This window comes from uncultured Fibrella sp. (assembly GCF_964250085.1).
Classification (GTDB): Bacteria; Bacteroidota; Bacteroidia; order Cytophagales; family Spirosomataceae; genus Fibrella.
In genome coordinates, this window is record NZ_CAXUEC010000009.1 from 316,865 (window position 1) to 341,656 (window position 24,792).

21 protein-coding genes are annotated in these 24,792 nt (G+C 53.3%); 9 read left to right on the forward strand and 12 right to left on the reverse strand.

The features are described 5' to 3' along the window. Positions 1-55: 55 nt before the first annotated feature. The 5 genes from ACFE8Q_RS24375 to ACFE8Q_RS24395 form a co-directional block, all read right to left on the reverse strand. A complete protein-coding gene (locus tag ACFE8Q_RS24375; protein WP_375448047.1) occupies positions 56-529 on the reverse strand; it encodes a hydrogenase maturation protease in 474 nt (157 codons plus the stop codon). A 103-nt stretch (positions 530-632) separates the two neighbouring features. Further along, entirely contained in the window at positions 633-2,228 is a 1,596-nt protein-coding gene (locus ACFE8Q_RS24380; RefSeq protein ID WP_375448048.1) for a nickel-dependent hydrogenase large subunit, read from the reverse strand. A 114-nt stretch (positions 2,229-2,342) separates the two neighbouring features. After that, entirely contained in the window at positions 2,343-3,323 is a 981-nt protein-coding gene (locus ACFE8Q_RS24385) for a hydrogenase (RefSeq protein ID WP_375448049.1), read from the reverse strand. Between the two features lie 212 nt (positions 3,324-3,535). Then, the gene (locus tag ACFE8Q_RS24390; RefSeq protein ID WP_375448050.1) at positions 3,536-4,156 is read right to left on the reverse strand and encodes a TetR/AcrR family transcriptional regulator; all 621 of its coding nucleotides are present in this window, start codon (positions 4,154-4,156) and stop codon (positions 3,536-3,538) included. A gap of 7 nt (positions 4,157-4,163) precedes the next feature. Further along, on the reverse strand, positions 4,164-4,523 hold the full coding sequence (locus ACFE8Q_RS24395; RefSeq protein WP_375448051.1) for a hypothetical protein: 360 nt from the start codon (positions 4,521-4,523) through the stop codon (positions 4,164-4,166). Between the two features lie 516 nt (positions 4,524-5,039). Between ACFE8Q_RS24395 and ACFE8Q_RS24400 the strand changes: the two genes are divergently transcribed. Beyond that, a complete protein-coding gene (locus ACFE8Q_RS24400) occupies positions 5,040-8,645 on the forward strand; it encodes a T9SS type A sorting domain-containing protein (protein ID WP_375448052.1) in 3,606 nt (1,201 codons plus the stop codon). Between the two features lie 129 nt (positions 8,646-8,774). On the opposite strand, the gene ACFE8Q_RS24405 is transcribed toward ACFE8Q_RS24400, so the two are convergent. The 3 genes from ACFE8Q_RS24405 to ACFE8Q_RS24415 form a co-directional block, all read right to left on the reverse strand. Further along, the gene (locus ACFE8Q_RS24405) at positions 8,775-9,509 is read right to left on the reverse strand and encodes a DUF4386 domain-containing protein (RefSeq protein ID WP_375448053.1); all 735 of its coding nucleotides are present in this window, start codon (positions 9,507-9,509) and stop codon (positions 8,775-8,777) included. Between the two features lie 23 nt (positions 9,510-9,532). Beyond that, positions 9,533-10,927 carry a DUF4267 domain-containing protein gene (locus ACFE8Q_RS24410; protein ID WP_375448054.1) on the reverse strand — a complete coding sequence of 465 codons (1,395 nt, stop codon included), beginning with the start codon at positions 10,925-10,927 and terminating at the stop codon, positions 9,533-9,535. Between the two features lie 147 nt (positions 10,928-11,074). Next, positions 11,075-11,659, reverse strand: coding sequence for a Crp/Fnr family transcriptional regulator (locus ACFE8Q_RS24415; protein WP_375448055.1), 585 nt, complete (start codon positions 11,657-11,659; stop codon positions 11,075-11,077). Positions 11,660-11,840: 181 nt separating this feature from the next. On the opposite strand from ACFE8Q_RS24415, the gene ACFE8Q_RS24420 reads away from it, so the two are divergent. Together ACFE8Q_RS24420 and ACFE8Q_RS24425 are read left to right on the forward strand one after the other, a co-directional pair. Next, the gene (locus ACFE8Q_RS24420; RefSeq protein ID WP_375448056.1) at positions 11,841-12,776 is read left to right on the forward strand and encodes a helix-turn-helix domain-containing protein; all 936 of its coding nucleotides are present in this window, start codon (positions 11,841-11,843) and stop codon (positions 12,774-12,776) included. 95 nt (positions 12,777-12,871) lie between these two features. Continuing rightward, the gene (locus ACFE8Q_RS24425; RefSeq protein WP_375448057.1) at positions 12,872-13,411 is read left to right on the forward strand and encodes a TspO/MBR family protein; all 540 of its coding nucleotides are present in this window, start codon (positions 12,872-12,874) and stop codon (positions 13,409-13,411) included. Between the two features lie 18 nt (positions 13,412-13,429). Here ACFE8Q_RS24425 and ACFE8Q_RS24430 read toward each other — a convergent pair whose 3' ends face one another. The 3 genes from ACFE8Q_RS24430 to ACFE8Q_RS24440 all read right to left on the reverse strand — a co-directional run bounded on the left by ACFE8Q_RS24430 (position 13,430) and on the right by ACFE8Q_RS24440 (position 15,667). After that, entirely contained in the window at positions 13,430-13,723 is a 294-nt protein-coding gene (locus ACFE8Q_RS24430) for a hypothetical protein (protein WP_375448058.1), read from the reverse strand. A gap of 421 nt (positions 13,724-14,144) precedes the next feature. Next, on the reverse strand, positions 14,145-15,107 hold the full coding sequence (locus ACFE8Q_RS24435) for a zinc-binding alcohol dehydrogenase family protein (RefSeq protein WP_375448059.1): 963 nt from the start codon (positions 15,105-15,107) through the stop codon (positions 14,145-14,147). Between the two features lie 53 nt (positions 15,108-15,160). Continuing rightward, on the reverse strand, positions 15,161-15,667 hold the full coding sequence (locus ACFE8Q_RS24440; protein WP_375448060.1) for an Rrf2 family transcriptional regulator: 507 nt from the start codon (positions 15,665-15,667) through the stop codon (positions 15,161-15,163). A 237-nt stretch (positions 15,668-15,904) separates the two neighbouring features. On the opposite strand from ACFE8Q_RS24440, the gene ACFE8Q_RS24445 reads away from it, so the two are divergent. The 4 genes from ACFE8Q_RS24445 (at position 15,905) to ACFE8Q_RS24460 (ending at position 20,152) form a co-directional block, all read left to right on the forward strand. After that, positions 15,905-17,269 (forward strand): M28 family peptidase, encoded by a 1,365-nt coding sequence (locus ACFE8Q_RS24445; RefSeq protein WP_375448061.1) that lies wholly within the window; start codon positions 15,905-15,907, stop codon positions 17,267-17,269. Positions 17,270-17,388: 119 nt separating this feature from the next. Then, positions 17,389-18,630: an acyltransferase family protein gene (locus tag ACFE8Q_RS24450; RefSeq protein ID WP_375448062.1), complete on the forward strand. Its 1,242-nt coding sequence runs from the start codon at positions 17,389-17,391 to the stop codon at positions 18,628-18,630. 47 nt (positions 18,631-18,677) lie between these two features. Continuing rightward, on the forward strand, positions 18,678-19,265 hold the full coding sequence (locus ACFE8Q_RS24455) for a Crp/Fnr family transcriptional regulator (protein WP_375448063.1): 588 nt from the start codon (positions 18,678-18,680) through the stop codon (positions 19,263-19,265). 80 nt (positions 19,266-19,345) lie between these two features. After that, the gene (locus tag ACFE8Q_RS24460; RefSeq protein WP_375448064.1) at positions 19,346-20,152 is read left to right on the forward strand and encodes an SDR family NAD(P)-dependent oxidoreductase; all 807 of its coding nucleotides are present in this window, start codon (positions 19,346-19,348) and stop codon (positions 20,150-20,152) included. Positions 20,153-20,255: 103 nt separating this feature from the next. On the opposite strand, the gene ACFE8Q_RS24465 is transcribed toward ACFE8Q_RS24460, so the two are convergent. Further along, entirely contained in the window at positions 20,256-21,671 is a 1,416-nt protein-coding gene (locus ACFE8Q_RS24465; protein WP_375448083.1) for a Gfo/Idh/MocA family protein, read from the reverse strand. Between the two features lie 344 nt (positions 21,672-22,015). On the opposite strand from ACFE8Q_RS24465, the gene ACFE8Q_RS24470 reads away from it, so the two are divergent. Beyond that, positions 22,016-24,178, forward strand: a complete 2,163-nt coding sequence (locus ACFE8Q_RS24470; RefSeq protein WP_375448065.1) for a histidine kinase — start codon at positions 22,016-22,018, stop codon at positions 24,176-24,178. Beyond that, the gene (locus ACFE8Q_RS24475; protein ID WP_375448066.1) at positions 24,141-24,785 is read left to right on the forward strand and encodes a response regulator; all 645 of its coding nucleotides are present in this window, start codon (positions 24,141-24,143) and stop codon (positions 24,783-24,785) included. The genes ACFE8Q_RS24470 and ACFE8Q_RS24475 overlap by 38 nt, the downstream gene beginning before the upstream one ends. The last annotated feature ends 7 nt before the right edge of the window (positions 24,786-24,792 follow it).

A 24,792-nucleotide genomic window follows, 5' to 3' on the forward strand; every position in this document is an offset into this window, starting at 1 on the left:
AATAGTCAGGCTTGGGAGCATATATTCATCAAACAACCTACTAACCAGTAACTTACTAACTATTAACCAATAGCGAATCCCGCAGTAAGGCGACGACACGATCGCCGGCGGCTCTCACAGCGTCAGACAGGTTAACTTTCAGTTTCGTATCGTCGACGGCAATCAGGTAAACCTGTACATCATCGGGGTACTCCCTGAGCAAAATTTTGCGGGCATACGACAGGGCCTGATCCCATTTCAAACTGTGCAGAAACACCATCGGGTCGTCCTGAATAGCTGCTTCAACTTCATGAGCTGGTAGTTTGTAGAGCGTGCCGGGAGCTTCTCCCGTGTTGATCACCGCATCAACAATCAAAATCCGGTCGTGACCACGCAGTTGAAACAGCACTTCGAACGCCGACGTACCCATGTCAAACAAATTGACTTCGGGCTGCTCACCAAGCGATTTCCGAAGCTGATCGATTACGTAACAACCCACGCCGTCATCGCTGCGAACGGGGTTACCGAAACCCATAATAGCTGTCTTCATTTGGTTATTAGTTACTGGCTGGTGGTTACTGGTTATTCGTTACCGGATCAGCTTGTTACAGCCTACTAACCAATGACTCAATAACCAGCAACCACCAACCAATCTACAGTTTGAACTTCGCCATTTCTTTGCCTGATTTTCCGTCGTGGGCGTGGACGGTGCAGACCAGGCAGGAGTCGAACGAGCGGGCTACCATGCCTACTTCGACAGGGTCGTGCGGATCTTCGATTTCAGTGCCTTCGAGAGCGGCTTCGATCGGGCCGGGGTTACCCCGGTCGTCGTTCGGACCAACGTTCCAGGTCGTGGGGGCCATCACCTGGTAAATTTTAATAACACCGTCTTCGATCTCAATCCAGTGAGCCAATGCGCCACGGGCGGCTTCAGTAGCACCGAATCCTTTCCCATCACGTTCTTCGGGCTTGATGTAGAATTCACTGTTGAGGTCTACCTGACGAAGCCATTCATCAATTTGCGTATACAGTCGGGCAGCTTCGTGAACACGGGCCAGCGTCCGGGTAAACACATTCGCCCCTAATTTGTCGATCACATCGCCAAACAGCGGATCGTAGACCTGATGCGGTAACAGATCATTCGGGTTGGCGTTCATGAGCACGCGCGCCAGCGGACCAGCCTCAGCGGCCATATCCATGTAGCGGGGTGCTTTCGACCAACTGTATTTTTCATTGAAGTTAGAGTCCGCCAATGTGTTCGACTGTAAGGGCGTCGGCATGGGTTCATCCCAGGGGTGAGCCGCCGGTACATCCTCATACCAGGCATGGCCCACGTGCTCTTTGATGCTCAGGTGATCGAAAACATGGTATTTTTTACCATCGTAGAATCCACTTCGGCTAATCAGGGCTGCGTTTCGGCCTTCTACGGTCGGATTCTGGTAATGGTCTTTGTGCAGGTACGTTCCATAGGCGATAAACTTGCCAACGCCCTGGCCGAATTTATGCAGCCCAAACTCCAGACTGGCCCGGATAAACAAGCCGAGGTCGGAGTTCCGCTGCGAATCATTTTCTTCCACCCAGGCCATCAGATCATCCCAGGTTTTGATCTGCATATACCGCTCAATGGAACAGCCCAGCCAAAGTGATTCGAGCCAGTCTTTACGAAACTGGTTCATGATGGCGTGCGCACGAGTGATGTCTTTAAGAGTTGGCGCGCACATAACGCCCCCCGGCACCATGTAGCTCGAATGCGGCCACTGACCACCAAAAAGCGCGTATACTTCTACCGGGCGACCGCTAGCCGAAACACCCTGCTGAAACGAGGTACCTACATAGGCCGCAAAGCGTTTGACAACCTCATCGTAAAGCGGCTTATTAGCGAATTTTTTGTTCGCCATATCGGTAGCGAAAATGGCATAAAACCAGCGCGGAATGCTCTGAATGGTTTCAGTAGCCTGACCGATAGCCCGCAGCAACAGCGCATTGGGAGGCAGGGTTGTTTTCCAGGCCGTATCCAGGGCCGAGGAGGCGCAATAGAGGTGAGACCCTCCGCAAATGCCACAAATACGGGGTGTTACGATCAGACCCGCCTGCGGATCTTTGCCCTGCATAATTTTTTCGAAGCCCCGGAACATGGCCGCCTGCGTATGCGCCCGCGTCACGACTCCGTCTTCCATATAAACCTTCACGTCGAGGTCGCCCTCAACCCGCCCAACCGGCGATATATTTAATTCTTTCTGCGTTGCCATGTTTGGTTGTTAGTTACTGGTTACTGATTATTGGTTAATTCGTTACTGATGAGTGAGTTATCGACGCCTAACGCGTACTACTGACCAGTAACCAGTTAACCAAATAACCAACCCCTACTTTGAAGAAGAAAACTGGGGTTGATCAACACCGACAAGGCGCTCGCTACCGGAAACGACTTTTTCGAATCCCGCACGGAGATAGTAGCCTAGTTTCGACGTACCTACCGGCACTTCTTTGGGCAGGAAACCGAGGTAGTGCATGGTTTTAAAAATGCTGCCTTTCTCCAGGTCATGGTGCGGGAAACCCGGCTCCGTACAGCCCAGGCACGGATGGTTGGCGCGGGTCTTGCTCGAATGACGATTCCACAGAATCCGGTTGCAACTGGCGCGGGTCATGGGTCCGCGGCAACCTACCTCATAAAACAAACAACCACCCCGCTTACCGAAGCCGCCATCTACTTTCTGCGCAAAACTGACCACGTTGGTACAGCCCGTTTGCACAAAGTCGGTAAAGAACGTTTTGGGGCGATGGTATTCATCCAGCAACACATCGCCGATACGGCCGGTAGAGATGGCCACCAGAATTTGCGTAATCCAGTCGGGGTGGGCCGGGCAACCGGGAATATTGATAACAGGTAAACCGCCCTTCGATACATAATCAGGGCCAAGAAAACCGCCCTTGGCCTTCTTCAAAAACTGCAACCCAGTGGATTCGCTGGGGTTAGGTGCGACGGCTGGAATGCCACCCCAGGTAGCACAATCGCCGATAGCCACCACGTAACCAACCACGTTCGATAGCTCCCGAACCCAATCCTGCATGGGGCGGTCAGCAAAGTAATTCATGGTCCCGCTACCATGCGGCCCCTGAATGATACTGCCTTCGTACACGAGTATGTCGCATTGGATACGGCCGCTTAGAATATCATTGAGCAGGTCGGTTACCTGCTCGCCAATTTCAAGGCCAATAGACGGGTGCCAGAGGATGTTGACACCAAAATCGGTCACTAGTTCGACAACTGTGGGCTCCTCGGCGTTGAGAAACGACATGGTGTTGCCGCTGCACGCTCCTCCCTGAAGCCATAATACGTTAGCCATGTGAAACGGTGGTGTTAAGGTTCGGAATTTTTGAACTATAAGAAGTACAAATGTAATTATTATTTTTAATTAGAAAATTTTTTCTAATTCTTTTCGAGAGTTAGGCCTGGGTTGAAGGCATCAACGCAGAAATCACCAGGCTAGATCAGCCAAGTACCTGATTAATAACAGGAAAAGAGGAGGTTTTTAGGGAGGAAAAATTCCTCCGGCTACTAGGCTATCATGGGTAGGACCAGCGCCTCAAATTCAGCCGTACCTTCTTCAGTGAAGTAGGGGCGCAGCTGTTCCCAGATGGCTTGCTTGTAGCTTCGTTCGGTGGTCGTTTGACCTCGCATGCTCGCAAATGCAGGTGAAAAAACGAGCGTCATCCAGAGCGATTGCGCTAATTGATCGTATTGCCCCGGGCTACTCTCGGGCTGAAGCCTGTTGCGCTGAACGTGAAAATTGAGCCAGCTACGGAGTTGAATCAGCATCTTATTCACTGCCCGTTGCCATTGTAGCTGTTGTTCCATTTGTTCAGGAGTGGTCTTAAAGAATTCGGCCAGATAGAACTGGTAGTTCTGGAAGAACTGGTAATACAGGCTAAGTTGCTGATCGAAGGCCACTAATTCGGGTGCTTGCAGGTATTGGCGAAATATATGCGCAAACTCATCGAGAACCTGTTCATAAACCGACTCGATAATGGCATCTTTCGTCTTGAAATGATACGCTAAATTGCCTACGCTAATCCCTATCTCTTCGGCTATCTGCTGAAGGCGCACCGCATCGACCCCGTACTCATTGAAGAGTCGGACTGAGGCGTTCAGAATGCGTTCCTTCGTCGAGACAGGCATACGGAAATTAATTCAGACAGGCATTTAGCTGGTTAGCCGAAACCGTGAGTGTACCTCGCTGATCTTTAGCCGCCAGGCGACGCATAAAATGGGCTTGTTGTGCAGCTCGTTTAGGGCAGGAATGAGACGTAATTCGGCGTTTTATGAACTTGAGCGGATTGACCGTGTAAGCAAAAATCAGTTCTACCTCCCACTCACCCCGGTATAAACGAAGGTTTTCGATCACCGCCGTGTCAGACAGCCATAGATCATCGTAATACAGTCGAAAATCGGTCAGGTTTCCTTTCCGCTCCGTAAAGTGTTGGCTATTCAGACCCGCCAACATGTTGGCATAGGCTGTCTTATCCATCGTAAAAAGCGGCTTCATAACGCTTCGATTTGAGAAGGGTGATTCAGAATTAAACAGAACGAATGTATACTGTTTGGGTCGTTAAAGCCTCTCTTTCGCAAAAAAACTATCGTTTATAAGGTTAATACGACCCTGACAATCTTAATTATTTTCTCTAAATCGAGCACTGCCGACAATATCATCTTAACCGTTTACATTAAAAGTTCCACCAATTTGGTGGATTTACTATTTTTAACTCTCACGTAGTTACCTTTAGTTCTATAATTACAGCAAATACATACGTTCAAGTTTTTAGTATACTTTATACAGTTTTCTATCTGACTACCAAGAAATTCACTCCTTTTTCCTTTTAGTACGATCCAACCAGGTTGCTTGATCAATACGCGCCCATTTTCATTAATGGGCTGATGGTCAGTATTGGCTCAGGATTTGTAATTGCATCGGTCCCGCAGTCTCTGCCTTATTGAGTGCGTTGAAGCGGGCCGCGCTCAAACGCTGTTAGTTCACCCAGTCCACCCATAGTTAAGCCTCTTTATGCGTAAACCATTACTTGTCACTCTGCTGATTCTGCTCACTACTCACCTGTGGGCGCAAACCAATCCGGCACCGGTCCGGCTGTCCATCACCGCCGTTACACCAGCCGAAAACACCGGTCAGGATTATTCGCCCTGGCTTAATGATAACCTGAACAAACTAGTGCAAAGTGCCTGGTCGGGCAACGAGAAATGGACGCAGGTAACGCTGAAACTACAGCAGAAAAGCCTGGTCACCAGCCTGTCTCTGTACGACTACGACGGCTCGTTTGCCGACAAGCCAGCCCTGCTTTACGCCATGAATGGCCAGCAGCGCGTATTGATTGGCGCCTTTACGGGCGAAAGCTACAAGACCTGGGTGACGCTGACTCCCCCGCAACCGCTGGTGGCCGACGCCATCATGATCTATAAATATGGCAACAATATTCCGCAAAAGCTCAAGGCGTTTGGCCAACCCATCACCCCCAGCATTACGCTACCCCGGCCACTTGATCTGCTGAAACTGGTGTCGGCCAAAGACAAGCCCGTGACGGGTCAGAATTATTCGGCCTACCTCAACAACGACATGAATAACCTGGTGCCCACGCACTGGTCGCCCGATAATGCACAATGGACCGACGTGACAATTGCGTTCGAGAAAAAAAGCCTGCTCACGAAACTGGAAGCCTATGATTATGAGGATTCGTTCGAGGCAACACCCGCCGATATTTACGCTTACAACGGGAAAGAAAAAACCCTGATCGGTCGCTTTACGGGCGACGGGTACATGGTGTTCAAAACGTATACCATCAACGAACCCCTTGTGGCCGAAGGGCTTATCATTCATAAGTATAACAACGCCATTCCGGTTAAACTCAGGGCCTATGGCAAAGTATTGCCTCCCGATCCGCTCGATGCTATTCTGTATGCGCAGGAACGCGTGAAGGTCGTGGCAGTCACTACCGATTTGCCCACGCCACAACGGTACGACGCCTATCTGAACGACGACATGAACAGTCTGGTGCAGGACGAATGGCACCCGGACAATAGCCGCTGGATCGAGCTGAAACTGAAGCTCGAAAGCCTGGCCGAGATCAACAAACTGGAACTCTTCGACGGCTCCAATAGCTGGAACGACACCCCGGCGTCGATCTACGCGGTGAAGGGCACCACCCGCACCTTGCTGGGTACGTTCACCGGACCCGATTACATGACGTGGCAGCCATTACCCATTGCCCAACCCCTGGTGGCCGATGCCGTTGTAATTCGAAAATACGGCAATGCCCTGCCGCTCAAAGTGCGGGTATATGGTCACCTGGTCGATGAACCGGCGAGTACAACGCCCGTGGTATCGACCACCGCCGCCGCCGTTACGCTGGGCGACAAAATTCCGCTGACGGCCAGCCGATGGTATCAACTCAACAACACGACGAGCGGGCTCGATGGCCTGTTCGATGGCAACACGCAGGGCGAAATTCAGACAGGTTACGGCAAGATCCTGAGCAGCTACGACGCGTATTACCCGCTGCAACCCGGCGAGTCGATGTCGATCAAAGCCGTTAAGTTTTTCGATGGCAACGGCACCAACACCAACACCCCACTGCGCCTGTCGATTATCACCAATGACTGGCGGCGGGTGGAAATTGCCCAGTTTCAGGGCCTGGACTACGAAAGCTGGGTTGGCCCTTACCCGAATCGGCAACCCGCCGGCAACGCCAGGTTCCTGCTGGATAACATGGTAACCGATGCCCGCTATTTGGTCATCAACACGTCGGATTTCTGGCCGCGCGAAATCGAGTTGTACGGTTCCTACCAGGCTCCCACGCAAACCGCTGGTAATGGCCCGAAAAAAGCGCCGGTATTCAAAAACCTGACGGGCATCAACGGCTTTGAGTGGGATTTTTATCCGCCCGGCGTCTCCACCATCGACGAAGCGAAGATGAAGGCGTTGCAATCGTTCGGCGTCATCCGGCACTACATGGACTGGGAGAAACTGGAGCTGACCGAGGGCAATTACACCTTCAACCCAACCCACGCGGGCGGCTGGAATTATGACCTGATGTACGAACGCAGCAAAGCCGCTGGTATGGAGGTGATGGCCTGTTTGAAAGACATCTCACCCTATCTGAAACAAACGTACCCAGACAACCAGCGCGGCAACGACAACGTACCTGTGGCCTATGGCCGCGACTACGCCCAGCCAGCGTCGTACATCGAACAGGCCCGCGTGGCGTTTCAGTTTGCCGCCCGCTACGGCAAAAATACCCAGGTTGACCCTAGCCTTGTGAAAGTAAACACGGCTACCCGCTGGAACACCGACCCCGCCAATGTGGTGAAGATTGGGCTGGGCCTGATCAACTACATCGAGTGCGATAACGAACGCGACAAATGGTGGCGCGGGCGACTGGCCTACCAGACCGGCCGCGAATATGCCGCCCAGATGTCGGCGTTTTACGATGGTAACAAGAATACGATGGGGCCGGGAGCAGGTGTCAAAAATGCCGATCCGAGTATGGTCGTCGTCATGGGCGGGCTGTGTTCTGTTTACGCGGGCACCGACTACATCCGGGGCATGATCGACTGGTGCAAGGAATTCCGGGGCTACAAAGGCAACGGACAGGTGGACCTTTGCTGGGATGTGATCAACTACCACCTCTACCCCGACAACAACAATTCGTCGCAGGGTGGAAGCTCAACGCGGGGCGCGGCACCCGAACTGTCGATTGCGACGAAAGTGGCCCGTAACGTGCTGAAACTGGCCCACGAAGCCTGTTACGACATGCCGGTGTATGTATCGGAAACGGGCTATGACCTCAATCAGGGCAGCCCGCTCCACGCCATCGCCATTGGCAACCGGTCGGTTGAACAAACCCAGGCCGACTGGAACCTGCGGACGGCTCTGCTCTATGCCCGCGAAGGCGTTGAACGGGTCGATTTCTACCAGACCTACGACCTCAACATCGACTGTGCCACGCAGTTTTGCTCAATGGGCCTCATCAACCAGGATTTCAGCCGCAAGCTCACCGCCGATTATTTTTTCCAGACGAAAAAGCTCATCGGCGACTTCGTTTTCAAAGAAACCCTGAGCACTAACCCCAACGTCGACCGCTATGAACATAACGGCCAGTCTGTTTATGCGCTTTGGGTACCCGACGAAGTGGGGCGCACCAGCCAGTATACGCTGAACCTGGGTACGTCGTCGGCTAAAGTGTATCGGCCACAGGCAAAGCAGGATACGCTGGCGATGGAAACACGCCAAACAGCCGGTGGAAACCTGGCCCTGACGCTCACCGAAACGCCGCTGTTTGTGATGGCCGACGGATTCACCGGCGCAGCCCGCCGCGCCAATAGTGCCGAACCAACTGAGCAACAACTAACGATTCGGACGTACCCGAACCCCACCACCGATTACGTGACGGTGGAATGGACCAACGACTACCTCGGCGATGTGTCGATTCGGGTAGTGGATGCAAATCTGGGAACGACGCATAAGCAGGTAACCCTCCGAAAAGAAAGCCCGGCTATCTCGACTAAAATCGACCTCTCATCGCTGCCCTACGGCCTGCATCTGATCAATATTCAGCAGGGCAACGAGCGAATTGTGAAGAAGATTTTGAAAGTCTGGTAGTGACGTTTTACCAGACCGAAAAACACCGCTAACATTAAGAGAGTCCTGTCGGGGTGTTCATCGCCGGGGCAGGGCTCTTTTTTGATGCGCCTGCCGCAATTCGCGTCAACTGATGATGAGTCAGATGGTTTACTCCTGCTCCACGCCTACCGGTCGTTTTCGCATAAGTACAACGCCCACACCGATGAGCCATACCAGCCAGAGCGTACTCCCCAGAAACCCAGCCAGACCCCAGACAGGCAGACCGGGTAAAACGGTGGCCAGTAGTTCGGCCTGAGCCAGCAGGTAGATCGCCGATGAGCCGTAGCCCAACACCACCCATCCACGCTTCAGCACACCAGCCCGACCCAGCGTACCGGTGAGCACAACCGTCCAGATGATGGTAAACAATTGCCCCAGGTGCTCGCCCAGCACCACACCGCCATACTGGTGAATGGTGATAAAGGCGATCCGGCAGGCTTCGCGGGTAACTTGGTTGGTAGCCGCGACGAAGGTGCGGGCCAGCACCGGAACCACGAAGGTCCAGCGCAATAGACCGACCATCTGCACCACCAACCCAACGACCCCGATTGAGGTGGCCCAGCGCACATTCGGGGTATCAACGCCCGAGTTGGTTTCCAGCCATTGCCCAAGCCGACTATAGGCGGGAATCAGGGGCAGGCCAACCAGAGCAAAGGCCAGCCACGTCCAGATCAGGCTGGCCCCGCCCGCCTGAAAACGGGTGAGAATCAGGCCGGAATCCTGCCGGAGAATATCCGGGTAGTCAAAGGTGATAGTCAGGATCGTGTACGGAATAAAAAGCAGGACGGCGCCAGCGATAAGGAACCGCCCGGTAGCTGAGGCAGAGTTTGGTGACGTGCTCATGAGGATTACCTGTTTTGATGGGTTCACCTGAAAAAGAATGAATAGCTAATTCCCGGCGTTGGATTGATTTTCAAGTCCTTCCCTTCAGCCGCCAGCGCAATGGCACCTAATCGCAGGTTCAGCCCGCGCCATACCATCCACCGAAAACCGACCTCGGCGGAGGCCGCATTCTGCAATTCGTAGTCCAGATTCAGCCCCCGCAGGTACGACAGCGACGCGTAGAAAGACGAGGGATTTTCTCGCTGACCAACCGGCAGAAACCAGCCCGTCAGGCCCACTTTTACAAAGCGCGTAGTCACGTTAGGTGTCAGGTTGGTCAGATAATAACCACCATGAATCGACACGGCCCGGTGCCGGTATTCCAGCCCGATAGAAGGTGCCCGGAAGGCATTGATAATCACTTCATTTTTCGAAAAACGGCTCTGGGCGAACGTACCTGATCCCAGTAACACCAACGCCGCAACCAACAGCACGTTGACCCCGCCCATTTGGCGACTGTCCGATTTGACAGTTGGTACGTAGCGGCTTCTGAGTGCATCCAGCCGCCCGCGCCGGGCAGCCCGACGGGCCAACCAGCCAAACACCGGCTGAACAAGGCGGGCAACACCCACCATGTTCGAGTTGCTCAGTAGCATGAACAACGCCAGATCACCCAGCCGCTTAGGTGTGCCCGAAGGCGTAGCCTGACCGTCCCGCATGAGGCCGTAATAAATCTGCATGGCCTCTTCAAACGGCGCGTTGCCCGGCTCGATACGTACCTGAATATGACAAACAAGACTCGTTTGATTTTTGAACGAATGCGTCTGTCCGGGAGCCACTGTGGCCGATTCGCCCGTTCGTAACACCCGCGATTGACCAGCAACGCCGACGTGCAGTTCACCGGCGAGTACCGTAAACGTTTCGGCAAACTGGTCGTGAGCGTGTGCGGGCGTACCCACTCCGGGCGATACGCTCATCTCCAACACACTGATAGCTTCCCCATCTTTGGCCGATTGCAGCACATGAACGTACCCAGGCTGCGGCCCCGCCGACAGACGGGGTGCTCTGCGAACGAGCAACAACGTACCTGTCACCGCACAGAAAACCGCCGTCAGCCAGTGGGTCAATACGGCTGATGTGGTTACTTCGGGCCGGGACAAGACAATCCAGCCATCGGTTATGGGAATCAACGTACCCAGCAACAGACAGAAGGCGAGTGCCTTACGTTGGCCGGTCAGTGCCAGCAGCGTAATCAGCAAACCGGTGAACAGATCACGGATACCTTTGATCGAATGAAAAGCGAAGTCGCCCTGATTAGCAACCAGTATGCCGAATCCGCGTTCGGCGATTTCGGGAGCGAGGAGAAAGCGGCCTCCGATAAAAATCAGCCCCAAACCAGGCAACAGGCTCAGTAGGGTAAGTGGTGTTTGACGTGTCATGATGATGAATTGCTACGGTTACCGATGTTGATAACGGGAGCAAAATTCATCGCCCAAAATTTCGGATTAATGCACCTGAGTTAATAAACGCAACAGGCAGCTAATCAACTATTGCAAACCAGTAGCGAGCCGTAACCCAGGTGCCGTTTATCCGCCTTCCTGGGCCAATCGCCGCCGTATTCGACTGAGCGACTGTGGCTTAACGCCTACATACGACGCCAGGTAGTATTGCGGAATACGCTGTTGAATATCCCGAAAATGGGTCATGAAACTCAGATACCGATGTTCGGGCGTATTGGTATACAGGCCGGTAAGCTGCTTTATCGTTTGCAGAAAAACCTGCTCGATCACCAGCCGCCCAAACCGTTCCCCTTCCCGTACGTCCCGATAAAACCGTTGCAGATCGTCGTAGCTCATACACCGCAACACGGTTGGCTCAATCGCCTGGATCGCACAAGTCGCCGGCGATTGATCCAGGAAGCTCTCGTAACTGCTGGCAAAATCGTTTTCTTTCCCAAACGAATATGTTACCTCTTCGCCATCGTGGTTGACGGTGTAGCGCAGTAACCCTTCCTCAATAAAGGCAACGTATCGGCACACCTGCCCCTCCTGCAACCACTGATCACCGGGGCGGAGCGTTTGCGGCCGAAACAACTCGTCGACCAGCACCTGTTCGGATGCCGACAGCGCAATGATCTGGCCAATTTTTGTAACGAGAGGACTGGTGTTCATAATCTCTTGTCAACCAGGGTGTGAGGTTTGTTTTCCGGCGTAACACGGTCTCCACTAAGCCCGTTCCGCAGTAATTGTCCGTTCATAACGTACCTGACGAGGGGCAACGGCAAAAGCTGTTTATCGCGACAAATCGGGCTCTGTCTTGTTTAATAGTTATCTGTGCAAAATCTTGTTTGTTATGAATCAGCCAGCCATTCCTGTTCTCGATCCTCACTCGTTTGTCAGCCAGTTCGTGACCCAGGACGCCCACGAGCGAGCCCGGATACTGAATCCGGTAGATAGTACCAACTCGTCGGCGACCGGCTTTTTCTCGCTGATGCGTATTGAGGATTTCGCCCGGCACATTACGTTTCCAATTCCTGTAAGCCGGAGTTTTCACTACGATTTCATATTCCTGACGGGCGGGTCTATCGAACGTACCTACGGTCTTGACTCCTACGTAATTGGCCCGTCGATGTTCTCGGCTTACACAGCGGGCGATATTGTTTCCACCGATGCCTGTAGCCCCGACGCCACTGGTTATTACGGCCTGTTCAATGCCGACTACGTGTTGCATACCCTGAAAAATCCGCATGCGCTCAACGACCTGAGTTTTTTCCAGACCGACGCCAGCCCGGTGCTTTCCATCGATGCGGAGACGACGCAGGACTGGCAGGCGCAACTAGGCCGAATCGAACGGGCATTCCAGAGCCAGCGCCCTGACCAGCAGGCCTATATCGGTTCGCTGCTCTACGCTTTTTTGCTGGATGTTCAGCAGCAGTATGGTCAGCAGGCGCAAACCCGGCTTTTATCATCGGCCGCTCAGCTTACCGCCCGTTTCCGGCAGCTACTGACGCGCCACATACTTAGCAAACAGTCGGTTCGTGACTATGCCGATCTGCTGGCCGTTACGCCCAACCACCTGAACAAGTGCGTAAAAGAAACGACGGGCAAACCCGCCAGCACCCTCATTGCCGACATGCTGATGCTGGAAGCCAAAGTGCTGTTGGGCCAGCCAAACCTGACCATTTCGGAGGTGGCTTTCCGGCTCAGTTTCGACGATCTGTCGTACTTCGCGCGGTTTTTCAAAAAGCACAGCGGCCTCAATCCAACAGACTACCGGCAGCAGGCATAAATTGTGCGACTTTCCCCCCGATTCGTCTTACCCGCCCCCTGAACCACCCAAATACCTTTGTTCCGTCGCTTTCACATCCGGGCGACATCATGGGCATGAAAACGATTTCAGTAGACAAAGCAGATGAAGTGACGTCGGAAAAGGCGGAAACAAGGAGTGAAAAATGGAAAGTCCTTTCCCTGTTTTCAATCGGAACATTAATCGTCGGCATGCTGACCGCTTATGTCAGTTTTGCCGTATTCCCGCTAAACCGGACATACACTTTACCGGCCGTGTATCCGCCCCTCTGGGTGTTCTGGCTGGTGTGGCTTATCCTTTACCCGACTATGGGGCTGGCAGCAGGTCATATCTGGCTGAAACGGCGCGAGTTTGACGTCAGGGGCGCTATGACTTTTTATGCCTCTATTCTCCTGACCAACTTCATGTTTTTGCCCGTTGCCAACCTGTCCAATGGTAATCCGGCGGTTATGACTTGCATGGATATAAACGGTGTGTTGACGGCGGGTCTACTGAGCTGGCTGTTTTCGAGGCACTCGAAGCAGGCGTTTCACTGCCTGCTTCCCCTGCTTATCTGGATGCCCATTACGGCTATCTTTAAACTACTGCTGTGGCTAGCCAACCCAATAACCATTTGATTATCAACTACAAATCCATTACGACAGTGTCGCGCCTGTCGCCAACCGTTGGCCAGCTCCTTTATCGTGCGAAGGCAGATACACCAGCGGATGGTTGGCCGCCTGCTCGCGGATGGTCAGGTACGTCTGCCGCGACTGCTTCAGGCTGGCGTTGGCACCGGGCAGGTCGTTGGTCAGCAGTTGCTGCTGCATATACGACACAATGACGCCTTCTAGTTTTTGGCAGTTATCGGCGATGAGCCGGTCCTGTAGACGGTGGAAATCCCGGTAAGACAAGCCAGCAATAAGGGCAAACACCAAGCCAAAACCCATAAACCAGTAGCGCTGTGGGTACGTACCGGGCTTTAGTTTGGCAAACAGGCCGAAGCTCTAGAGCGTTACGAGCAGAAACATGCCAGTCAGGCCAAACCAAATCCAACCTTCGTAGGGCTCTGTCGATATAGCCTATATAGTGGCGGATTACATGGCTACCCGATAGCTATTTTTCAGGGTATAAGGCACTCAAAATCAACGATTAACGCCAAATACAAATAGACTATCCAAGCCGCTTGTTCGGGTACAGTATTGCGGTGGCTTTTTTGCGCCAGGCAATTCAACCAGCATGGGTCGCCGCGATTTACATCATGTATCAGGTCACCCATTACCTTCCGGTTGGTAATTGACCTGATACATGATGTAGTTGAATCCAGGTCAGTCTGATGCATTGAATCGAAGCCCGTACCTACCTTATCAACTAAAAAATCAACGCAACTTTACCCTGTGTCCGGCGTGATTCCATATCCTGCTGGGCGGTCCGAACGTCGGCAACAGGGTATGTCTGAACAGGTAATTTCAACTTTCCGGCCTGTAAAAGGCTGAATAATTCGCCCGCGTATTCACCAAACTTAGTTACGTCGGCGAAGAGTGTGTACCCACGAACAGACTGCCCCTGACCAATAAGTTGCTGCCCGGCCAGCATGGTTGGCTGGCCACTGGCCGCACCGTAGATAACGCCGGTTCCACCAGCACCGAGGGTTTGCAACGCCCCCACGCCCACAGCCCCGCCAACGGCATCGAAACTGGCCGAAACGCCCTGGCCGTCGGTAGCGTCACGTACCTGCTGCACCCAGTCGGCATCGGCGCGGTCGGCGTTCCGGTAGCTTACGGCAGCATCGGCACCAAAGGCCAGCGCCTGTGCTTTTTTGGCGTCGCTGCCTACGGCCGCAATCACCCGCTTACCCTGACTTTTAGCCAGTTGCACCAGCACTGATCCCACGCCGCCCGACGCCGCCAGCACCAGCACCGAGTCGTAGTTGCCCGTGCGCAACAGGCCCACTGCCGTCATGCCCTGCACAAGTAAGGCCGTGGCCTCGGCATCGCCCAGCTCGCTGGGCAATGGAATAGCCTGTGCAGCTTGCGCAATGGCATATTCGGCATAGCCTCCGTTGGGAATCATAGCCATTACTCGCTGGCCGGGTTGCAGATTAGTGACCCCATCGCCAAGCGCTTCAACCACTCCGGCCACTTCATAACCCGCCACGAACGGTAACGTTACCGGCACTGGGTACGTCCCCTTGCGCTGAAGCACATCGGCATAGTTGACACCCGCCGCAGCTACTTTTATCAACACCTCGCCCGCCTGTGGCTGTGGCGTGGGCAACTCAACAAACGTTAATACATCGGACTCGCCGTGCTCTGCAAACTGTACTGCTTTCATCGTAGTAATTAGTTTAATTGAAACTATTTTTGTTACATTAAAATACAAAAATTTCAGGAACAGCTACGGGTTGCCTCCTGCATACGGGCTAATGACGTGTTCAGGACCTCTGCTACCGAATAACGCCCTAAATCTTCTTTGAGCGCCGCCAGTGACTGGGCAAATATGGGATGCAACGTCTGCTGGATACTGTTGGCAATAGCACTACAACCCGGCTTATTATCCCGATGGGCCAGCGAAAAGAAATCGACCCGATCGCCCTCTACGGCCAGAAAAATATCGAGTAGCGACATGTCGTTGGCTGACCTTCCGAGTTGATACCCCCCCGTTTTACCCCGTGTCGACGTAACCAGCCCAGCCGCACGAAGCTCCTTTAAAATCCGCCTGACAATTACCGGATTGGTATTGATTACGCCCGCAATTTCTTCAGACGTGACCAACGTACCCACGCCCTCCACGTACCGCACGAAGGAGACAATATGGGTAACTGGCGCACCTGCGTTGCCGGGATAGGCCAGGTACGTCATAATGTGGATCGCCGTTAGGAAGTTGCCGCTCATTGACTGGTTGCTGATTGATACCAAAAGCTTATTGTAACAAAAATAGTTTCATTTAAACACGAACAACTCAAGCTTGCTTTCGTCTGGGCGTTGCTTTGAGGCACAATCGCTAATCGGGCACTTTTTTGGCTGATTAGCGGCTAACTGCGGGGAACTGATGATGACACGGCCGTTTTTGACTAGATTTCCAGAACAGAATCAACCTGATAAATCACCCGGTTAACAAACATCACGTCCATGAAAAGATTAATTACTTCACTCCTGCTCTGTATTTCCTTTCATTCGTACAGTCAGAATGCCGATTCGGTCGCCATTCGGAAGATTTATAACGAAGCCCTCTCAAACGGCAAATCGCACGAGTGGCTCCGGTACCTGACGCAACAGATTGGGCCGCGCCTGAGTGGCTCTGAAGGGGCACAAAAGGCCGTTGACTGGACAAAACAACTGATGGAGCAGCAAGGCTTCGACCGGGTATTTTTGCAGGAAGTGATGGTACCGCACTGGGTACGTGGCGCGAAGGAAGTGGCTTACATTCAGAACGGTAAGCAGAAAACAAACGTACCCATCGCCGCCCTGGGCGGATCGGTGGCAACGGCGGCCAAAGGCGTTGAAGCGCAGGTGATCGAGGTGACGAGCTTCCCTGAGTTGCGGGCACTGGGACCCGAAAAGGTAAAGGGTAAAATCGTGTTTTTCAACCGACCCATGGACCCCACCAAAACTATCACGTTCGATGCCTACGGCGGGGCGGTTGATCAGCGGGCAGGCGGTGCTACCGAAGCCGCCAAACTAGGGGCCGTGGGTGCCATCATCCGCTCGATGGGCCTGGCGCAGGACGACTATCCGCATACGGGCGGCACGCGCTACGGCACCGGTGTTCCACTCATTCCAACGGCGGCGATCAGCACCAACGGGGCCAATCTACTGAGCAAGTCACTGGCCGAAAACCCGAACCTGACGTTCTATTTCAAGCAAAACTGCGAGACCCTGCCCGACGCGAAATCATACAACGTGGTAGGCGAGCTGAAAGGCTCCGAAAAGCCCGACGAGATTATTGTGGTGGGTGGTCACCTGGATTCGTGGGACCTTGGGCAGGGCGCACACGACGATGGCACGGGCTGTATGCAGTCGATTGAAGTGCTTCGGATCATGAAAGTGCTGGGCATTAAGCCGAAGCGTACGATTCGTGCGGTGATGTTCATGAACGAAGAAAACGGCCTTCGCGGGGGCGTTAAGTACGCCGATCTGGCCAAGCAGAACAACGAGAAACACATTGCTGCCATTGAATCGGACGAAGGTGGCTTTACACCGCGTGGCTTTGGCATTGTGGGCACACCCCAGCAAAAAGAGAAGGTGATTCAGTGGAAACCGTTGCTGGCCCCCTACGGTCTGCATGATATTGGTCCCGGTGGCGGTGGTGCCGATATTGGCCCGCTGGTCAACATTGGCACGGTGCTGTTCGGCTTCAAACCTGATTCGCAACGCTACTTCGATTTTCACCACACCGCCGCCGACCGCTTCGAGATGGTCAACAAGCGCGAACTTGAACTGGGCGGCGCCTCAATGGCCGCGCTGGTTTATCTGCTGGACACGTATGGCTTATAATCTCGGTGTAATAGCCCTGCCCTTTAGGGGCGGTCCGCGTCTGGGTTGGGGGTTGCACCGAGAAAAACAAAAACTCCTTATGTTTGCATTGACTTGATAATTAGCCGATTACCCGACACATGGCAAACTCCTTACCCCACCCGGCAACCCTTATCCACGCAAAGCGACTGCATCAGGAAACCGGCTTTTTAAAAAGCCGGTTGATGTCGATGGATGCGTATCGGGGGTTTGTCATGCTGCTGATGGCCGGTGAGTTGCTGCACTTTTCGGAGCTACACGACGCCTTTCCGACAAGTGTATTCTGGGCGTTTCTGGCGTATCAGCAAAGCCATGTCGATTGGGCGGGCTGCTCGCTGCACGACCTGATCCAGCCCTCGTTTTCGTTTCTGGTGGGCGTGGCACTCCCCTACTCAATGGCCAGTCGAAGCATGCAAGGCGGTTCAATTCGGTCGCAGTTTGGGCATGCGCTTCGGCGGTCGTTGATCCTGGTTGTGCTGGGCATTTTCCTGCGCTCTATTCACAGTACGCAAACCAATTTCACTTTTGAAGACACGCTGACGCAGATTGGCCTCGGCTATCCGTTCCTTTTTTTGCTCGGAACTACCGCACCCCGCACGCAGTGGTTTGCGCTGGCTGGCATTCTGGTCGGCTACTGGCTCGCGTTTGTGTTGTATCCTGCTTCTGCGACCACGTTCAACAACTACGCGTCCGTGGGCGTACCGGCCACCTGGACCCATCACTATACAGGACTGGCTGCCCATTTCAACAAAAACAGCAACCTGGCCTGGGCCTTCGACACCTGGTTTCTGAACCTCTTTCCCCGCCCAACGCTCTTTTTATTCAACAGAGGCGGTTACGTTACCCTAAGTTTCATTCCTACCCTCGGCACCATGCTGCTGGGGTTGCAGGCCGGGCAGTGGCTCCGTGCTGAACAGCCAGACCGAGCAATCATTCGCCAGCTACTGATTGCCGGGGCCGGTAGCCTCGCTCTGGGATTAGTCCTTCACCTGACAGGCATCTGCCCAATCGTGAAACGCATCTGGACTCCAGCCTGGACGCTGTTTAGCGGCGGGTGCTGCTTCGCGTTCATGGCCTTTTTCTACGCCCTTATCGACGTCGCCAAACGCCGGAGCTGGGCCTTCTTTTTAACCGTCATTGGCCTGAATTCTATCGCGATTTATTGTCTGGTGGAATTAATCAGCCCCTTCATTACCAACTCGTTTTATATTCATCTGGGGCACGGTCCTTTTCTGGTATTTGGACCCGCTTTTGAGCCCCTGCTGGCTGGAGCGGCTACCCTTGGCACATTCTACCTCATCCTGCTCTGGATGTACCGCCGAAAACTCTTTATCCGAATCTGAGCGATCCATCAACACCAACGGATACGAAACAACGTACCTGGCCACCCATGACCGACGCCTTTCAGCCCTTCATTCGTTTACTGAAACAACTGGTGACCCTGACGCCAACGGACGAAACATTAATCCGAACGCTCTTTGAGCCGATCAGTTACGCAAAAAGTACGTTACTGGTTGAACCAGGGAAAGTGGCCAGCTACATTTACTTCATCAATGACGGGTTTGCGCGGGCCTACCATTATGAAGACGGAAACGAGATTACCAATCACCTCGGCGCACCAACCGGTTTCATCACCGCTTACCTCAGTTTTTCAACCAAAACGCCGTCAGACGAAGCCGTTGAAACACTCACGCCGGCGCAGCTACTCCGTATCACAAAAGACAACCTGGACCAACTTTATCGCCAGAGCCATAACCTGGCCCTGTTTGGCATCGTCATGGCCGATCAATACCTGGTGTTCAACAACCAGCGCAGCCGCGACCTGATCACGCTATCGGCCGAACAGCGGTATCAGAAACTCATGCAGGAAACCCCAGTCCTGCTCCAGCATATTCCGCTCCAGTACATTGCTTCGTATATCGGTGTGACGCCGGAATCGCTCAGCCGCATTCGTCGCAAACGCCCCGTCAACGGCTGATTTCCTACCATTTGTTAAGTAGCGCTGGCCGAGCAAGCCGGACCTTTGTGCTGTTCAAACCAACTTAAACAGCACAGACAATGGAATTGATACACGGAAAAACTGCCTTGATCACCGGCGCTTCATCGGGTATTGGCCGCGCGTTTGCCCTGGAAATTGCCAGCCAGGGAGGATCGCTCATTTTAACGGCCCGCTCTGAAGACAAACTTCAGGAGCTAGCCCGGCAAATTCGCCGACAATACAACGTCTCCGTCACGGTTATTCCGGCCGACCTGGCCAAACCGGGTGCGGCCAACGAACTGATGGATGCCGTTTATGCCGCTAAGCTGCAAGTAGACCTGCTGGTGAACAATGCGGGCGTGGGTAAATGGACGGATTTCCTGGATGAACCGCTGGGATCTTACGAAGCAATGATAACACTGAATATCACATCGCTGATGGCGTTAACGTACCTGGTGCTCCCCCAAATGCTCGCCAGCGGACAGGGCGGCATCATCAATGTGGCATCAACGGGGGCCTTCCAGCCTTGCCCTTATATTGCCACCTACTGCGCCACGAAGGCGTTTGTCCTGAGTTTTTCGGAAGCCTTGCATGGTGAATACCAGCATCGGGGCATCCGCATCACGGCCCTTTGCCCCGGCAACACCGACACGGGTTTCCAGGCCGAAGCCCAGGCCAATACAGACGGTATGCGCGCCGATTCGCCCGAAACCGTAGCCCGACAGGGACTTAAGGCGCTAACACAAAACCGCAGTTACACCATCGTGGGCACCGACAATTATGCCCAGGCATTACTACCACGCCTGTTGCCCCGCAAAACGGTGATCAACATCGTGGCATCCATGATGAGCAGGAAGATTAAAAAGGCAACGCTACAACCTGCCTGAGTAGGTATTCTTCTAAAACGGCAACGTACCCAGACGGTATGTATGACCGAACCATAAAGCTGGGTACGTTGCCGATAATAGAGATCGTTGGTTTATTAACTCGTTATTGTAAATCGGGTTCAGGCCCCCGGAAAGCGTCTTTTTTCGACACAGACGCCAGCTTTACCGGCCGTCCCTCACTTGCCGACTGGTAGATGGCTTCCATTATTTTATGATCCTGTAAGCCCTCTTCGCCGGGCGTAAATGGCTGTTTATTGGTTGTGATACAAGCCGAGAAATGGTCGATCTCGGTCGCAAACTGATTTTTCTGCTCAAGAATCGGCGTTTCTTTTCGTTCAACCATTCCGTCGGCATGAGCCGTTTCCATCTTCAGCCCTGTATACGAAAAGGCCGGGTCCAGGCCCATCCAGCCGCGTTCGGTAAGCACCCGATACCGCCGCGACTCATGCACGTTGTAGTGGGCAGCGCAGTTGGCAATGACGCCACTCGGAAACCGCATCTGCCACGACATCACCTCTTCCACCTCCCGAAACAGCGGATTTCCGGGCGTACTATACTGGTAGCCAAACACTTCGCTTGGCTCTTCGCCCAGGATAAACCGCGTGGTGTTCAGGCAGTACAGGCCAATATCAGGCAATGAACCGCCCCCGGCCAGCGCCTTGATATGCCGCCAGTGCTGCGGGTTAGCCGAACTCTGGCAGTTAAATGATTCCACAAACTTTGGGGCTCCATACTGTTTCGACCGCACCATATCGCGAATCATCCGGTTGTTGGGCTCATATTGAATCCGGTAGGCCACCATCAGTTTGCGCCCCGCCCGGTTACAGGCATCGATCATGGCCTGCGCCTGCTGCGACGAACTGGCCATTGGCTTTTCGCACAGGATATGCTTGCCCGCCTGCGCGCCGCGAATGGTGTACTCGGCATGCATGGAGTTGGGCAGAACGATGTAGATCGCCTGCACCTCCGGGTTATCTTTCAGCCGGTCATACTGTTCGTAGCTATAGCAACTGCTGGCTTTAATACCATACTGCTGCGCTACCTTTTGCAGCTTCTCCGGACTACCACTGACCAGCGCAACCGGCTTCGATTTTTTACACTGCGCAAATGCGGGTAGAATCTCTTCCAAGGTCAGGTGGCCCAGCCCAACCAGCGCGTAACCAACCCGTTGATCCATTGGCAACGGCGTGGGTGTGGGGGCCGATTTGCGGTCGACATCCGATTTCCAGGCTTCCAGTTCAATGGGTTTGTCGGCCTCTTTGGGCACTTTCGCGGGCGGCGAGTAGGGCGTCGACGACGGAATTTGCTGGCCCGTTGGCGAGCGATACACCGTGGCTGGATTGGCCGGGTAGCGCGTACCCGACTGGCTGGTTTTACACGAAGCGGCCAGCCCGCCAACAAGGCCCACGGCTAATCCTTTACCGGTCAGTCGTAAAAAATCGGTCCGGGACAGTCCGTCGGGTACGTCCGTATCAGGTTCTGTTTTAAATAATTGCAGCAGGTGATCGATCTGTTTCATAACGTCTGAGTTTGTCAGGAAACAACCGGCACTCCCTGCTTTGGTTACGAAAAGCGATTTACTGTTGCCATTTTCCGATCTGGTGTATGGATAGCCCGCCAGTTGGCCGTTACCGAACGGCCAACTGGCCACTGACCAGCGCACCATGTTGCCTGATGGTACAGTATATTCATCAAAAAAGCCTCCTTCACGGCACATGACGGTACGGTAAAGGAGGCAAAATCAGCGGTGTGGAAGAATAAATGACACGACAAAGGTGGCTCTTCTGGGCATCGGACCCTATACCGCGTTCGGGGTATTTTTCAGTGACTTCTTCCTGTCTACTTTTGATAAACTTCTTCCGTATGAATATACTCAACGGCCTATTAATCATGCTGTTGATTCTGCTACCACTGATGGGGCAAGGGCAAAACCTGTCTCAGCCTTTACCCGAGATCCAGATTAGTCGCCGGGCGAATGGCTCGTATCTGGACAGCCTGTCACAGGTGGCCAAGAAACGATATAGTGACCTGACCAGGCTTACACGAACGGCCCAGACAGATACACTCCGTTTTAAAGCGCTCTATTATTTAGGGCGTCTCTATAAAATCTGGTCGGGGCGCCGCGACAGCACACGTTACTTTAGCAACGAACTGGTGGCTCAGGCCCACCAAAGCAATAATCTATTTTATGAACTCAATGGTAAACTCTCGCTGGCTGAATACTACCGATCCAATGAATTGAATACGCCGCTGGCCCTTCGGTTAAACCTGGAGATACTTCCTCTTATTCCTGCCACTGTCGTTTATAAATACGTGCGCTTTCAAACGAATGTAAACCTTGGGAGCCTGTATACACTATCCCGAGACTATCCAAACGCACTTCGCCACCTGTCACGAGCACGGAACGCTATCATTCAGGATACCATCTACAGATCGCCGAAGGTCTATAGCCAGCTCATTGATCTGGAGCAGCATATTGGCGCTATCTATAATCAGCAAGACAACTTTGCAGAAAGTGAACGGCACTATCGGATAGCCGAAGCGATGTTAGCGTACAGTACCTCGCCCGTAGAACATGGGTACGTGTATGACGATCTGGCCGAATTGTACTGCAAGTTTCAGCGCTACGAACAAGCGTTGCCTTACGCCAAAAAAGCAGAGTCGATCTGGAATCGGCTAAAAGCAGCGGGCGAGTCGCAGGGCTGGGGTACGTTGGCTACCGTTTATGCGGGGCTTGGTCAGGATGAACTGGCGTATCAATATGCGCAGTATGTACTGCAACTACGAAAACCAACGAAATTCATACTGGAGCAGGCTTATAAGGCACTGTATCAGGTATTTGAGCGCAAGGGAGACTGGAAAAACAGTTCGCTCTTTTACAAAAAATACATCGTAGTGCGCGATACCATCGCCTACGACCAGCGTACGTTTGAATTAACGGCGATTCAGAAACAGGCCGAATTTGATAACATTGCCCTGGAAAACCGGCAGGCCCACGAGCTACAGGCCCAACGATTATTAACCCTTCAACAACAGGCCGAACTCAATCAGCTTCGGGCTACTGCACAGGCCGAGGCCCTAACCAAAAAAGCGCAGTTGAGCGAACAGCAGCGTCGGTTCGACCGGGAGCGGGCCAACGCCATGTTGAATCGTCAACAGACGGCCCAGGCACTGCAACGGCAGGCGTTTGAGCAACAAACGTTGCAGCAGGAAAACAAAGCGCAGCAAAACCTGATCTTCTACCTGGTTAGTTCGTTCCTATTCATCGTCGGCCTCCTGACGTTATTGCTTTACATGGCTCAATTACGAAAAAGGAAGGCTGAAGCCGACCTGCGTCTGGCATCTGAACGCCGGGAAGCCAATGCCCGCATCATTCAAACGCAGGAAACTGAACGGCAACGTATAGCCGCCGATCTCCACGATGACCTCGGCGGCACAATCGCCACGCTACGCCGACGGTTAGCCGATATCAGCCAGCATACGACCGACACCAATACGCAACGGGCTTTTGCCGATGCAGAGCCACTCATTCAGAAAAGCAGCGATGATCTGCGACGCATTTCTCATAACCTGATGCCACCTGAGTTTGTCCGCATTGGGCTACGGCATGCTTTGGAACAGTTGGTACGAAATCAACCCCTGCAGCCCACTCGCTTCACCTTTGTGGTATCGGGCGTAGAACAACGGCTACCGGTAGATATTGAATTGAACGCCTACCGCATTGTATCTGAACTGATTCAGAACATTAATAAACATGCTCACGCTGACCGGGCCGCCGTGCAGTTACTCTACCAAAATGATAAACTGACTATCACCGTTGACGATGATGGGCTGGGGAGCCGGACCATAGCAAATATGAATGAATCGGCTGGCATTGGCTTGAAAAATAGTAGTTTACGGGCCGAATATATCGGAGCAACGTTATGGCGTGACGCAAGTGAAGCAGGTACGCTCGTTGTGCTGGATATTCCTTATCCAACGCCCATGTATGCAGCCCGCACCAGCCTCCCAAATTCTCTTAATTGATGATCATCGCCTTTTCAACGATGGCCTGAAAAGCCTGCTTAACGGACAACCTGATTTGACCGTTTGTGGCCAGGTATTTCAGGCCTCGGATGCCCTCCCGGCTATTCAACGCACAAATCCACAGCTCATCCTGCTGGATGTGAACCTACAGGGAAGCAACGGTATCGACCTGGGCAAATCCATTATCAGCAATTTCCCGGCCGTTCGTGTGCTGATACTGACCATGTATAATCAGCCCAGATTACTGGATGAAGCACGCCGGGCAGGGCTACAGGGGTATCTGCTTAAAGACTCCACCACCAACGAACTGCTACGCGGAATCCGGCATGTATTGGGCGGAGGAACGGTATTCGACCCCAACATCATCGACACGGCCTCACCACCCGACGACCCGTTTGGCGATAATTTTGCCCGGCGGCTGAACCTGACATTCCGCGAAGTTGAGATCATTGCCCTTATCCGTGAGGGCCTTAATAATGACCAGATTGCCGTACGGATACATTTAAGTGTAGAGACGGTAAAAACGCATCGTAAGAATATTTACTTCAAGCTGGGTATTGGCAAAGCCACCGACCTGGTACGGTTCGCGATCGAACATGGCCTGTAATGGTTTC